At 66.5% G+C, this 12,337-nt stretch carries 11 protein-coding genes; 6 read left to right on the top strand and 5 right to left on the bottom strand.

Annotated features, from left to right (window positions below):
- Positions 1-120 precede the first annotated feature (120 nt).
- From ABIC90_RS10505 to ABIC90_RS10485, 5 genes are all read left to right on the top strand, one after another.
- Positions 121-822 (top strand): pirin family protein, encoded by a 702-nt coding sequence (locus ABIC90_RS10505; RefSeq protein WP_354354041.1) that lies wholly within the window; start codon positions 121-123, stop codon positions 820-822.
- Positions 823-825: 3 nt separating this feature from the next.
- A complete protein-coding gene (locus ABIC90_RS10500) occupies positions 826-1,311 on the top strand; it encodes a DoxX family protein (protein ID WP_354354040.1) in 486 nt (161 codons plus the stop codon).
- 35 nt (positions 1,312-1,346) lie between these two features.
- Positions 1,347-1,898 (top strand): flavodoxin family protein, encoded by a 552-nt coding sequence (locus tag ABIC90_RS10495; protein ID WP_354354039.1) that lies wholly within the window; start codon positions 1,347-1,349, stop codon positions 1,896-1,898.
- Positions 1,899-1,923: 25 nt separating this feature from the next.
- Positions 1,924-2,847 carry a pirin family protein gene (locus ABIC90_RS10490; protein ID WP_354354038.1) on the top strand — a complete coding sequence of 308 codons (924 nt, stop codon included), beginning with the start codon at positions 1,924-1,926 and terminating at the stop codon, positions 2,845-2,847.
- A gap of 87 nt (positions 2,848-2,934) precedes the next feature.
- Positions 2,935-3,351: a hypothetical protein gene (locus tag ABIC90_RS10485; protein ID WP_354354037.1), complete on the top strand. Its 417-nt coding sequence runs from the start codon at positions 2,935-2,937 to the stop codon at positions 3,349-3,351.
- A 54-nt stretch (positions 3,352-3,405) separates the two neighbouring features.
- On the opposite strand, the gene ABIC90_RS10480 is transcribed toward ABIC90_RS10485, so the two are convergent.
- The 5 genes from ABIC90_RS10480 to ABIC90_RS10460 all read right to left on the bottom strand — a co-directional run bounded on the left by ABIC90_RS10480 (position 3,406) and on the right by ABIC90_RS10460 (position 8,640).
- Positions 3,406-4,974, bottom strand: a complete 1,569-nt coding sequence (locus ABIC90_RS10480) for a tripartite tricarboxylate transporter permease (RefSeq protein ID WP_354354036.1) — start codon at positions 4,972-4,974, stop codon at positions 3,406-3,408.
- Positions 4,975-4,978: 4 nt separating this feature from the next.
- On the bottom strand, positions 4,979-5,467 hold the full coding sequence (locus ABIC90_RS10475; protein WP_354354035.1) for a tripartite tricarboxylate transporter TctB family protein: 489 nt from the start codon (positions 5,465-5,467) through the stop codon (positions 4,979-4,981).
- A 129-nt stretch (positions 5,468-5,596) separates the two neighbouring features.
- A complete protein-coding gene (locus ABIC90_RS10470) occupies positions 5,597-7,168 on the bottom strand; it encodes a sensor histidine kinase (protein WP_436318188.1) in 1,572 nt (523 codons plus the stop codon).
- The gene (locus ABIC90_RS10465) at positions 7,125-7,835 is read right to left on the bottom strand and encodes a response regulator (protein WP_354354034.1); all 711 of its coding nucleotides are present in this window, start codon (positions 7,833-7,835) and stop codon (positions 7,125-7,127) included. The genes ABIC90_RS10470 and ABIC90_RS10465 overlap by 44 nt, the downstream gene beginning before the upstream one ends.
- A 13-nt stretch (positions 7,836-7,848) precedes the next feature.
- Positions 7,849-8,640 (bottom strand): sulfurtransferase, encoded by a 792-nt coding sequence (locus ABIC90_RS10460; protein ID WP_354354033.1) that lies wholly within the window; start codon positions 8,638-8,640, stop codon positions 7,849-7,851.
- Positions 8,641-8,787: 147 nt separating this feature from the next.
- Between ABIC90_RS10460 and dnaE the strand changes: the two genes are divergently transcribed.
- Positions 8,788-12,306 (top strand): DNA polymerase III subunit alpha, encoded by a 3,519-nt coding sequence (gene dnaE, locus ABIC90_RS10455; protein WP_354354032.1) that lies wholly within the window; start codon positions 8,788-8,790, stop codon positions 12,304-12,306.
- Positions 12,307-12,337 lie beyond the last annotated feature (31 nt).

Genomic DNA, 12,337 nt, shown 5'->3' with positions numbered 1-12,337 from the left:
AACCCGGCGCTTTTACCTGGGGGGTGCGGGCCTAAAGTTCTTCTCATCCGCTGCGCATCCGGCGCGGCATACGAAGAAGGCCAGTACATCCCCTCGGGGAACGGCCAAAGGAGTTCGACGATGTTGCAAGTCCGTAAATCACAGGAACGCGGTTATGCCGACCATGGCTGGCTGCGCTCGTTCCACAGCTTTTCTTTCGCCGGTTACTACGACCCGGCCCACATGGGCTTCGGCAACCTGCGGGTGATCAACGAAGACCGCGTGGCTGCGGGCGCCGGCTTCGGCACCCACGGCCACAAGGACATGGAGATCATCAGCTACGTGCTGTCGGGCGAACTGGCGCACAAGGACAGCATGGGGAACATCGAGTCCATTCCGCCGGGCGACGTGCAGCGCATGAGCGCCGGCCGCGGCGTGATGCACAGCGAGTTCAACCACAAGAAGGACGAGACCACGCACTTCCTGCAGATCTGGATCGAGCCCAACGTGCGTGGCATTGCACCCGGCTACGAGCAAAAGCAGTTCAGCGACGCCGAGAAGCGCGGCAAGCTGCGCCTGGTGGCTTCCCCCGACGGCAGCGACGGCTCGGTGAAGGTGAATGCCGATGCGCGCCTCTTTGCGGGCTTGCTCGACGGCGACGAGAAGGCCAGCCTGGCGCTCGACCCGGCGCGCAAGAGCTACGTGCACCTGGTGCGCGGCGAACTCGAAGTGAACGGCCAGAAGCTCGTGGGCGGCGACGCCGCGATGCTCGAAGGCGAATCGCAACTGACGCTGGGCGGCGGCAAGGATGCCGAAGTGCTGGTGTTCGACCTGACTGCTTGATCCATGGCCGGGTGCCTTGTGCACCCGGCTTTTTTTGCGTTTCTCATTTCAACAACCGAGGAGTTTTCAACCATGGCAACCACCAACACCCCCAACGCCGCTCAGGACACCCTTGCGCTGATCGGTCGAATCCTGATCGCGTACCTGTTCATTCCCGCCGGCATCGGCAAGCTCATGGGCTTCGCGGGCACCGTGGGCTACATCAGCTCGGTGGGCCTGCCGCTGCCGGAAGTGGGCGCCGTGATCGCCATCGTGGTCGAACTGGGCCTTGGCATTGCGCTGCTGCTGGGCTTCAAGACCCGCTGGACCGCCATTGCGATGGCGATCTTCACCGTGGCCGCCGCGCTGTTCTTCCACAAGTACTGGTCGGCGCCCGATGCGATGAAGATGATGCAGCAGATCAACTTCAACAAGAACATCGCCATTGCCGGCGGCCTGCTCGCCTTCGCCGCTTTCGGCCCCGGCCGCTTCAGCATCGACAAGCGCTGACCTACCCTGAACACAAACACAAGGAGCACCCGAACATGGCCAACATCGTTGTCGTCTTCCATTCCGGCTACGGCCACACCCAACGCATTGCGCAAGCCGTGGCCGAGTCGGCCGGCGCGCAACTGCTCGCCATCGACGCCGACGGCAACCTGCCCGAAGGCGGCTGGGAAACCCTGGCCGCGGCCGACGCCATCGTGCTGGGCTCGCCCACCTACATGGGCGGCGTGAGCTGGCAGTTCAAGAAGTTCGCCGATGCGTCGTCCAAGGTCTGGTACACGCAGGGCTGGAAAGACAAGCTCTTCGCGGGTTTCACCAACAGCGCCACCATGAACGGCGACAAGACCGCGACCATGACCTACCTGTGGACGCTCGCCATGCAGCACAGCGGCATCTGGGTCAGCATGGGCGTCATGCCGACCAACAACAAGGCCGCCACGCGCGACTCGATGAACTACGTGGGCGGCTATGCCGGCCTGCTGACGCAATCGCCGTCGGACGCGAGCCCGGCGGAAATGTTCAAGGGCGACTTCGACACCGCAAGGGCATTCGGCGAGCGCATCGCCGCAGTGGCAAGATCGCGCGCATAAAACCCACCCACCCACGGAGCCCCCGATGACCGATACCACCGCCCAAACCCAATTGCTTCAACCGCACGACAAGGACCTGGGCGGTGGCTTCAAGGTCAGGCGCCTGCTCCCCGCGGCGCAGCGCCGCTCGGTCGGGCCCTTCGTGTTCTTCGACCATTTCGGCCCGGCCACCGAACAGCCCGGCGCCGAGCACGACGTGCGGCCGCATCCGCACATCGGCCTCGCGACGGTCACCTATCTTTTCGAGGGCGCGATGATGCATCGCGACAGCCTGGGCAGCGTGCAGGAAATCCTGCCCGGCGCCATCAACTGGATGACCGCGGGGCGCGGCATCGTGCACTCCGAACGCAAGCCCGAGCGCCTGAAGGCCGACACCTACGTGAACCATGGGCTGCAGCTCTGGGCCGCCTTGCCGCAGGCGCATGAAGAGGTCGAGCCGAGCTTCGAGCACACGCCGGCCAGTGCGATCCCCGAAGCGGTGGAGCAGGGCGCCCAGGTGCGCGTGCTGGTGGGCGAGGCCTTCGGCCAGCGCTCGCCGGTCAAGACGCTGATTCAGACGGTCTACCTGGACATCGCGCTGCCCGCGGGCGGCCGGTTCGAGTTGCCTGCGTTGGCGCCCGAGTTGGCCGTGTATGCGGTCGATGCCGATGTGCGCGTGAACGGCGAAGCGATTCCCGCGCACACGATGGCGGTGCTGCCCGACGGGCAGGGCGCGGTGCTGACTTCCGACACGGCTGCGCGCCTCATGGTGATCGGCGGCGCGCCGCTCGACGGCCCGCGCTACATCACCTGGAACTTCGTTTCGAGCCGGCGCGAGCGCATCCTCGAAGCCGGCGCCGACTGGGCCGCGCAGCGCATGGGCCATGTGCCCGGCGAGACCGAATTCATTCCGCTGCCGGGCAAGCCTTTCGGCGTGCGCGAACCCGACACGGGCACGACGCCGGTCTGAGCCGCTGGTTCACACGCGGGCGGTAAGCTTGCGTCCGCAAGCGGCGATCGAGGGGGTCGCCGTACCCACGCAGAAAGAAAGCATTCCATGGCGATTTTGCGGACACCCGAGGTTGCACGGGGCGAATACGGCGATCTTTTCGAGTTCCTCATGAAGGAACTCAAGCTTTTCAAGCGGCAGTTGCTGGTCATGCTCAAGCATGTGCAGACCGGCGAGTCGATGGTCTATGAACAGGCCTGGTACGACTACCACCTGAAGGACCGGCTCACGCACCTGCTCAAGAACGACGACTACGCCGAGGTCGCCGGGCTGCCGATCAACAAGAAGGGCCAGACCGGCATCTACATCGAGACCCGCTACGTCAAGAGCGGCAAGCTGGTGGGCCTGCAGCTCGTGGAAGCGCGGCCGCACGAAGGCGGGCGCTACGTGGGCCTGACGCCGGGCGTGGTGTTCACCGACGCCGATGGCGAACGCATGCTGCCGTTCGCCAAGGGCCTGAAGTAGCGCGCACGAAGAAAAGGGCCCGATCGACGGGCCCTTGGTTCGTGTGCACCCGGCCTACTTGCCGCCGAGTGTGATGGCCTCGCTCGGCGGCGCGCCATCGGGCACCTTCGGCAATTCGATCACCGACTTGCGCCCCGCGCGTGCACGCCACGCCGAGAAGCCCACGCCCGCCAGCAGCAACACGCACAGGCCGATGAAGGTGCCGCTGATCGGCCGCGTCACGAACACCGACATGTCGCCGCGCGAGAGCAACAGCGCGCGGCGGAAGTTCTCTTCCACCATCGGCCCGAGCACGAAGCCCAGCAGGATCGGTGCGACAGAGAACTCCAGCGTCATGAGCAACGCGCCGACGATGCCGAACACCAGCACTTCCCAGATCTGGAACAGGCTGTTCTGCGTGCTGTACACGCCCGTCGCAATGAAGAACATCGCGGCCGGGAACAGATACTTGTAGGGCACCTTCAGGAGCTTGACCCACACGCCGATCATCGGCACGTTCAGGATCACGAGGATCACGTTGCCGATCCAGAACGAGGCGATCAGGCCCCAGAAGATGTCCGGATGCTCGGTGATGAGCTGCGGGCCGGGCTGGATGCCCTGGATCAGCAGCGCGCCGAGGATCAGCGCCATCACCGCGTCGCCTGGAATGCCCAGGCTCATCGTCGGGATGAAGTCCACCTGCGTCTTCGAATGGGCCGAGGCCTCGGGGCCGGCCACGCCTTCGATCATGCCGGTGCCGAACTTGTCGGGCGTCTTCGACACCTTGCGCTCCAGCGCGTAGGCGATGAAGGTGGTGATGGTCGGACCGGTGCCGGGCATCGCGCCGAACACGGTGCCGACGATGGTGCCGCGAATCATCGCGGGGAAGGCGCGCTTCAGCTCTTCCTTGCTCGGGCGCATGTCGCTCAGCTTGAGCGTGCCGGTGTCGCCGATGGCCTTCATGCGGTTCACGTTGAGCAGGAAGTCGGCCACGCCGAAGAGGCCCATCGAGATGGCCACCAGTTCGAGGCCGTCGCTCAGCTCGGGCAGGCCGAACGCAAAGCGGAAGCTGCCGCTGTTCACGTCGGTGCCGACCACGCCGCACAGGAGGCCGAAAATGGTCATCGCCACGCCCTTGAGCGGCGAGCCGCGCGACATGGTGGAGCCCGCGAGCAGGCCCAGCAGCATGATCGAGAAGATCTCGGTCGGGCCGAACTTGAAGGCGATCTGCACCAGCAGCGGCGAGGCGAAGATCATCACGATGATGCCGACCGACGCCGCGAAGAACGAGGCGATCATCGTCACCCCGAGCGCGACGCCGCCCTTGCCCTGCTTGGTCATCGGGTAACCGTCCAGGCACGTCACCGCATGCGGCGGGTGCGACGGCATGTTCATCAGGATGGCGCCGATGGCGCCGCCGTACTGCGAGCCGTAGAAGATGCCCGCCAGCATCAGGATCGCGGGCACCGGGTGCATCGCGTAGGTGAGCGGCAAGAGGATCGAGATGGCCTGCAGCGCGCCCATGCCCGGCAGCACGCCGATGAGGTTGCCCACCAGCACGCCGAAGAACGACCACAGAAGATTGGAACCCTGGAACGCGACACCGAAGCCGAACCAGAGGTCGTGGAGCGATTGACCGATCATGGCTTCAGCCTCCCCATTGGAACAACGGCAGCTGAAGCTTCAGCGCCCACCAGAACACCACCACCGCGATGAAGCTCATCGCCAGCGAGAGCAGCACCGCTTCGGTCAGCGTGTTGTCGCGGTCGCCGAGCGCCGAGATGAACACGATGGCAAAGGTCGCAGGCAGCAGGCCGCCGTATTCGCCGAACAGCAGGAACGCGAGGATCCCAAGGATGATGCAGATGCAGCCGCGCATGTCGGGCATGCCACCCGGGTGGCCGTGCGACACGGCTTCTTCCTTGGCCGGCTTGTTGCCGCGCGCCGAGAGCGCGATCAAGAGGCCGATCAGCGCGAGCAGGCCGCCGAGCGCCACCGGAAAGAAGCCCGGCCCCATGTGCGCGAGTTCGCCGACGCGGTAGCCGACACCGGCATAGACGGCGGCCAGGCCGATGACCACGAGCAACGCGCCGCCGTAGTAGTCCTTCTTGAATTTGGATGCAAGCGGTTGCTGCATATGACCCCTTCGGTTTGGAAGGAGCGGAGTCTAGGAATCGAGGCTTTCAATCGCCTTTCGGTGCCGCTGCCGGAGGCCTTGCGGCCCTCAAAATACGTGTAATTGCTTACGGCGCTGCCCGCGAAAACCCTAGGTCGAACCGGCCGCCAGCGGCAGCTTCAGGATTGCGCGGAGGCCGCCGCCGTTCGCGCTCTCGGGCATGTCGGCATTGTCGAGTTCGATCTCTCCGCCGTTGCGCCGCGCATAGCTGCGCGCAATGGTCAGGCCCAGGCCCGCGCCCTGCGTGGCGGCGTTGCCGGACGCATCGCGGTGGAAGCGCTCGAACACGCTGTCGCGTCGATCGGGCGCGATGCCAGGGCCGCTGTCGCACACCTCGGCCAGCGCGTGGGAGGCTTCGCGCCGCACGGTCACTGTGATGTTGCCGCCGCGCGGCGTGTACTTGATGGCGTTGTGCACCAGGTTGGCGAGCACCTCGTGCAGCTCGGCGGCGTTGGCCCTGACGGGGAGCGTGGGGGCGGCGGCGCCGGTGTCGTCTGCCGGTTCACCGTCGCCGTGCGCATCGACCCAGCCCAGGTCCTGGTCGTGCTCGCGCGCAAGCGGCAGGTATTGCAGCACCACGCCGCGCGCGATGTCGCTGAGGTCGACCACCGCCGGCTCGGCGCCTGCGACCTCCTCGTCGGTGGTGGCGTGCGCGAGCGCCAGCAACTGCTCGCTCAGGCGCCGCGTGCGCGCCAGTTGCCCGACGATGGCATGCAGCGATTCGCGCATGCGTTCGGGGTCGGTCTCGCGCAGCGCGTAGCCCGCCTGGATCGACAGGATGCTCAGCGGCGTGCGCAACTGGTGCGAGGCATCGGCAAGAAACTGCGACTGCTCCGCCACCATGCGCCGGTGGCGCCCGATGTGGTGGTTGACCGCGTCCACCAGGGGCACCACTTCTTGCGGCACGCCGCTCGCGTCCAGCGGCTTCAGGTCGTCGCGCGAGCGTTCGCGCAGGGAGCGGCGCAGGCGCTCCAGCGGCCGCAGCGTCCAGGCCACGCCCAGCCACACCAGCAGGGCCATCACCAGCACCATGCGCGTGTCGCGCAGCAACTGCTGCTTGAGCAACTCGGCCTGTGCCGACGCGCGCGGGCCGGTGCCCTCGGCCGCCTGGATCAGCACGCGCCATGCTGCGCCCGGACGGCTGTGGTCGTAGACCGTCTGGCGCAGCGCGGCCACGCGCACCGGGTGCTGCTCGTGCACCGCGTCGTAGAACACCGGCGTGCCGTCGGGCGGCTCCTTCGGCGGAAGGGGCAAGGCGGGCACGCCCATGAGCGTGTCTTGCGGCACTGCGGGGTCCGGCGGCTCGCCCTTGACGATGCGCTGCACGCCCACATGCAGGTACTTGTAGCGCAGGTGCGTCGACTCGAACATCGCCTGCACCGAGAAAGGCTCCTGCACCTTCACGCTGCCGTCGCTCGCGACCACGATGCCGTTGGCCAGCGCCTGCACCGGTTCGAGCAGGCTCTGGTCGTAGGCGACCACCAGCGATTCGGTGAGGGCCTGGTAGTCGCTCCAGCTGTCGAGCGCCATCAGGCCGACCAGGCCCGGCACCAGGAGCGCGAGCAGGCGCGCGCGAAGGCCGAAGCGGCGCGCCTCCGGGCGCGGCTCGGGGCGCGGCTCAGGCTGCGGCGGGCGGGGAGGCTGGGGCGCCTGGGTGGCCATCGGCGATGCTCTCGAGCATGTAGCCCAGTCCGCGCACGGTGACGATGCGCACGTCGCTGTCAGCGAGCTTGCGCCTGAGGCGGTGCAGCACCACCTCGATCGCATCGGGGCCGGCGGTGCTGTCGTTGGTGAACACCTTGCCGAAGAGCTGTGATTTGCCGACCGGCGCGCCGCTGCGCATCAGGAGCGCGGTGAGCGCGGCGTGCTCCCGCGGCGTGAGCGACAGCAGCGTGCCGTGCAGCGTGAAGGCGTGGCTTTCGCTGTCGTACGAGAGCGAGGCGCATTGCAGCCGCGGGTGCTGCTTGCCGCGGCTGCGCCGCACCAGCGCCGCGAGCCGCGCCTCGAGCTCGACCAGCTCGAAGGGCTTGGTGAGGAAATCGTCCGCGCCCAGGTTGAGGCCGCGCACCCGGTCCTGCAGCGCGCCCTGCGCGGTGAGGATGAGCACGGGGGTGCGGTCGTCGGCGTTGCGCATGTCGGCCAGCACGCTCAGGCCGTGCTTGTCGGGCAGGCGCAGGTCGAGAACGATGGCGTCGTATTCGGTGCCGGCCATGAAGGCCTCGGCGGTGCGCGCATCGGGCGCATGGTCTGCCACGAAGCCGCTCTGGGTCAACGCCCGGATGAGCCACGAGGCCATGTCCAGTTCGTCTTCCACCAGGAGGATGCGCATGAGGAGTCGCCGGTTATTTCTTCAGGCCGCGGCCCAGGTCGATGTCTTCCGACGCGCGGGCGCTGGCGTCGGCTGCGCGTGCGCTCAGGTCGGGCGCCAGCGCGCGCCGGCCGTCGAACACGAAGCAGTCGCCGTGGTAATGCGCGCCGCCGACTTCCTCGAAATATTTCAGGATGCCGCCTTCGAGCTGCAGCACGTGCTCGATGCCTTCTTCGCGCATCAGGATCGCGGCCTTCTCGCAGCGAATGCCACCGGTGCAGAAGCTCACCACGGTCTTTCCCTTGAACTCCTCACGGTGCGCCTTCAGCGCGGGCGGGAATTCGGTGAACTTGGTGATGCGCCAGTCGATCGCGCCGTCGAATGTGCCTTCGTCGACCTCGAAGTCGTTGCGCGTGTCGAGCAGTGCGATCTCGCGGCCTTCGTCGTCGTGGCCCTGGTCGAGCCAGCGCTTGAGCGTGGGCGCATCCACACCCGGGGCCCGGCCCGACGCGGGCTGGATCGCGGGATGGTCCATGCGGATGATCTCGCGCTTGAGCTTGACCAGCATGCGCCGGAAGGGCTGTGCGGCGGACCAGCTTTCCTTGGTTTCGAGGTCGGCGAAGCGCGCATCTGAGCGCAGTTCGGCGAGGAAGCTGTGGATGGCGTCCGGCGTGCCCGCCAGAAACAGGTTGATACCTTCGGGCGCCAGCAGGATGGTGCCCATGAGGCCAAGCTCCTGTGCGCGTGCGCGCAGGTTTTCACGCAGCACGGGGCTGTCGTCTATGGCCACGAATTTGTAGGCCGCGATATTGAGAATCTCTTGCACGGGGCGCGATTCTAGGTGCCGCCGGGCCGCCCCAAGGCACCGCGCCTCCCCCTCGGGGGGTGGCGAAGCACACGAAGTGGCAAGCCGGGGGGCTGATTCAGGGATTGCCAACCCACATCGTGGGGTGGCCGTTTCTACAATGGCGGGATGTTTGTTCACCTGCGCTTGCACACCGAATTTTCCGTCGTCGACGGCACCAACCGGATCGACGAAGTCATCAAGGCCGCCGCTGCCGACAAGCAGCCCGCGCTTGCCATCACCGACCTGAACAACCTGTTCGGTGCGGTCAAGTTCTACAAGCAGGGCCGGGGCAAGGGCGTCAAGCCCGTCATCGGCGCTGAAATCTTCATCGAGGGGCTGGGCAAGGAGCCCGGCGTGCTCACCCGCCTGTTGCTGCTGGTGCAGAACACCGAGGGCTATCTGCACCTGTCCGAGCTGCTCGCACGCGCCTGGACGCAGAACGTGGGCCGCGGCCAGTCGCAGGCGGCCTGCAAGCTCGAATGGCTCGAGGAGCTGTCGGGTGGGTTGATCGTGCTGTCGGGCGCGCAGGCCGGGCCGCTGGGCGTGCCGCTGTTGCAGGGCCAGGAAGAGCGCGCCGCCGAACTGGCGCTGAAGCTCGCGGGCATGTTCCCGCACCGCTTCTACATCGAGCTGCAGCGCGCGGGTCGCGCGGAAGACGAACCGCATGTGATCGCCGCCGTGAAGCTGGCGGCACGCCTCAAGCTGCCGGTGGTTGCCACGCACCCGGTGCAGTTCGCCGAGCGCCAGGACTACGAAGCGCACGAGGCGCGCGTGTGCATTTCCGAGGGCGAAATTCTCGGCAACCCGCGCCGCGTGCGCCGGTTCACCGAAGACCAGTACTTCAAGTCGAGCGCCGAGATGCAGGCGCTGTTCGCCGATGTGCCCAGCGCGCTGGCCAACACGGTAGAGATCGCCAAGCGCTGCAACCTCACGCTGGTGCTCGGCAAGCCGCAGTTGCCGGACTTTCCGACGCCCTTCGTCAGCGAAGGCGTGCGCATGCCCATCGGCGAGTTCTTCCGCCAGGAATCGTTCGAAGGGTTGGAAGCGCGCCTGAAGCACCTGTACCCCGACGAGGCCAAGCGCGATGCCGAACGGCCGCGCTACGTGGAACGCCTGGAGTTCGAGATCAACACGATCCTGAACATGGGCTTCCCGGGTTACTTCCTGATCGTGGGCGACTTCATCAAGTGGGCCAAGGAAAACGGCTGCCCCGTGGGCCCGGGCCGGGGCTCGGGCGCGGGCTCGCTGGTGGCTTATGCGCTCAAGATCACCGACCTGGACCCGCTCGAATACAAGCTGCTGTTCGAACGTTTCCTGAACCCCGAGCGCGTCTCGATGCCCGACTTCGACATCGACTTCTGCCAGGGCAACCGCGACCGCGTGATCGACTACGTGAAGGACAAGTACGGCCGCAACGCGGTGAGCCAGATCGCCACCTTCGGAACCATGGCCGCGCGTGCGGCCATTCGCGACGTGGGCCGCGTGCTGGACATGAGCTACATGTTCTGCGACGGCATCAGCAAGCTGATTCCGAACAAGCCGGGCATGTCGGTCACGCTGCAGTACCCGCCCGAGAAAAAGATCGAAGGCGACAAGAACAACTACGCCATCGAGATGGAGCCGCAGCTCGCACAGCGCATCGAGAAGGAAGAAGAAGTGCGCATGCTGGTCGAGCTCGCGCAGAAGCTCGAAGGCATGACCCGCAACATCGGCATGCACGCCGGCGGTGTGCTCATTGCGCCCGGCAAGCTCACCGATTTCTGCCCGCTCTACCAGCAGCCGGGCAGCGACTCGGCCGTGAGCCAGTACGACAAGGACGACGTCGAAGCCATTGGCCTTGTGAAGTTCGACTTCCTGGGCCTGGCCACGCTCACCATCCTGGAGATCGCGAAAGACTTCATCGTCGCGCGCCACAAGGGCCAGGAGAACTTCGCGTTCGAGAACATTCCGCTGAAGGACGCGGCCACCTACCGGCTGTTTTCCGAAGGCAAGACGGAGGCGGTGTTCCAGTTTGAATCGCGCGGCATGCAGGGCATGCTGAAGGACGCACGGCCCACGCGGCTGGAAGACCTGATCGCGCTGAACGCGCTGTACCGCCCCGGCCCGATGGACCTGATCCCCAGCTTCGTGGCGCGCAAGCACGGCCGCGAAGAGGTGGAGTACCCGCACCCGGCCGTGGCCGAGATGCTCTCGGAGACCTACGGGATCATGGTCTACCAGGAGCAGGTGATGCAGACCGCGCAGATCCTGGGCGGCTACTCGCTCGGCGGCGCCGACCTGCTGCGCCGCGCCATGGGCAAGAAGAAGCTCGAGGAGATGGCCGAGCACCGCGAGAAATTCCGCGCGGGCGCGCTCTCCACGCACGGCATTCCGCAGGACAAGGCCGACGAAATCTTCGACTTGATGGAGAAGTTCGCGGGCTACGGCTTCAACAAGTCGCACGCCGCCGCCTACTCGCTGCTGGCGTATCACACGGGTTGGCTCAAGGTCCACTACACGGCCGAATTCTTCTGCGCCAACATGACCGTGGAAATGGACGACACGGACAAGCTCAAGCTGCTGTTCGAAGACGCCCAGAAGAACTTCGGCATCACCTTCGAGCCGCCGGACGTGAACCGCGGCAACTACCGCTTCGAGCCGGTCACCGACAAGGTGATCCGCTACGGCCTGGGCGCCGTCAAGGGCACGGGCCAGCTCGCGGTCGAGGCGGTGGTGCGGGCGCGCGAAGAGGGCGGGCCCTTCAAGAGCCTGTTCGATTTTTGCGTGCGCGTGGACCGCCAGCGCATCAACAAGCGCACGGTCGAGGCGCTGATCAAGGCCGGCGCGTTCGACGCCATCCAGCAGAACCGCGCCTCGCTGATCGCATCGGTCGACCGGGCTTTCGACTTTGCCAGCGCCACCGCGGCCAATGCCGCGCAGGTCGACATCTTCGGCGACTGCGAGCACGGTTCGGCCACGGCCGAGCCCGACCTGGTCGACGCCACGCCCTGGGGCGTGAAGGAGCGTCTGACCTTCGAGAAAACGGCCGTCGGCTTCTACCTTTCGGGCCACCTGTTCGACGAGGTCTCGCACGAGGTGCGGCGCTTCTGCAAGCGCGAGATCGGCGACCTGCTCGACAGCCGCGACCAGCAGGTCATTGCGGGCATCGTGAGCGACTTCCGCGTGATCAACGGCCAGCGCGGGCGGCTGGCGATCTTCAAGCTGGACGACAAGTCCGAGGCCATCGATGCGACGGCCGACGAAGCGCTCATCAACGCCAACCGCAACACGCTGAAAGACGACGAACTGGTCATCGTCAGCGGCCGGCTGCAGCCCGCGCGCGGCGGCTTCGAGGCGCGCTTCCAGGTGCAGCAGGTGTGGGACCTGGCGACGGCGCGCTGCCGCTTCGGCAAGTTCCTGCGCGTGGCGGTGAACGGCAAGGCGCCGGACATCGCGCGGCTGGTGAAGGACTTTCCGCCGCGCACCGAGCAGACCGAAGTCGGCGACCTGGTGCAGGGGCTGCCGGTGCGCCTGTCGATGGCGCGCGGCGGTGCGCAGGTTGAACTGCAGCTGGGCGAACGCGCCAAGTTCTTCCCGACCGATGCCGCGCTCGCGAGCTGGACGGCGCAGGCGGAGGCGGGCAAGGCGCTGATCGTCTACGAGTAAATGGCCCTTCGTTGTCGAGGGACGTGGAACA

The organism is Variovorax boronicumulans, assembly GCF_040544675.1.
In the GTDB taxonomy this organism is placed as follows: Bacteria; Pseudomonadota; Gammaproteobacteria; order Burkholderiales; family Burkholderiaceae_C; genus Variovorax; species Variovorax boronicumulans_D.
The sequence above is the reverse complement of the archived record's forward strand: the minus strand, read 5'-3'. Positions and strand labels throughout refer to the sequence as shown.

Excerpts from the sequence above, each read along its gene's own strand:
- ABIC90_RS10490 (WP_354354038.1), top strand. The coding sequence starts at position 1,924 with ATGACCGATACCACCGCCCAAACCCAATTGCTTCAACCGCACGACAAG.
- ABIC90_RS10475 (WP_354354035.1), bottom strand. The coding sequence starts at position 5,467 with ATGCAGCAACCGCTTGCATCCAAATTCAAGAAGGACTACTACGGCGGC.
- ABIC90_RS10505 (WP_354354041.1), top strand. The coding sequence starts at position 121 with ATGTTGCAAGTCCGTAAATCACAGGAACGCGGTTATGCCGACCATGGC.
- ABIC90_RS10480 (WP_354354036.1), bottom strand. The coding sequence starts at position 4,974 with ATGATCGGTCAATCGCTCCACGACCTCTGGTTCGGCTTCGGTGTCGCG.
- ABIC90_RS10495 (WP_354354039.1), top strand. The coding sequence starts at position 1,347 with ATGGCCAACATCGTTGTCGTCTTCCATTCCGGCTACGGCCACACCCAA.
- ABIC90_RS10465 (WP_354354034.1), bottom strand. The coding sequence starts at position 7,835 with ATGCGCATCCTCCTGGTGGAAGACGAACTGGACATGGCCTCGTGGCTC.
- ABIC90_RS10500 (WP_354354040.1), top strand. The coding sequence starts at position 826 with ATGGCCGGGTGCCTTGTGCACCCGGCTTTTTTTGCGTTTCTCATTTCA.
- dnaE (WP_354354032.1), top strand. The coding sequence starts at position 8,788 with ATGTTTGTTCACCTGCGCTTGCACACCGAATTTTCCGTCGTCGACGGC.
- ABIC90_RS10485 (WP_354354037.1), top strand. The coding sequence starts at position 2,935 with ATGGCGATTTTGCGGACACCCGAGGTTGCACGGGGCGAATACGGCGAT.
- ABIC90_RS10470 (WP_436318188.1), bottom strand. The coding sequence starts at position 7,168 with ATGGCCACCCAGGCGCCCCAGCCTCCCCGCCCGCCGCAGCCTGAGCCG.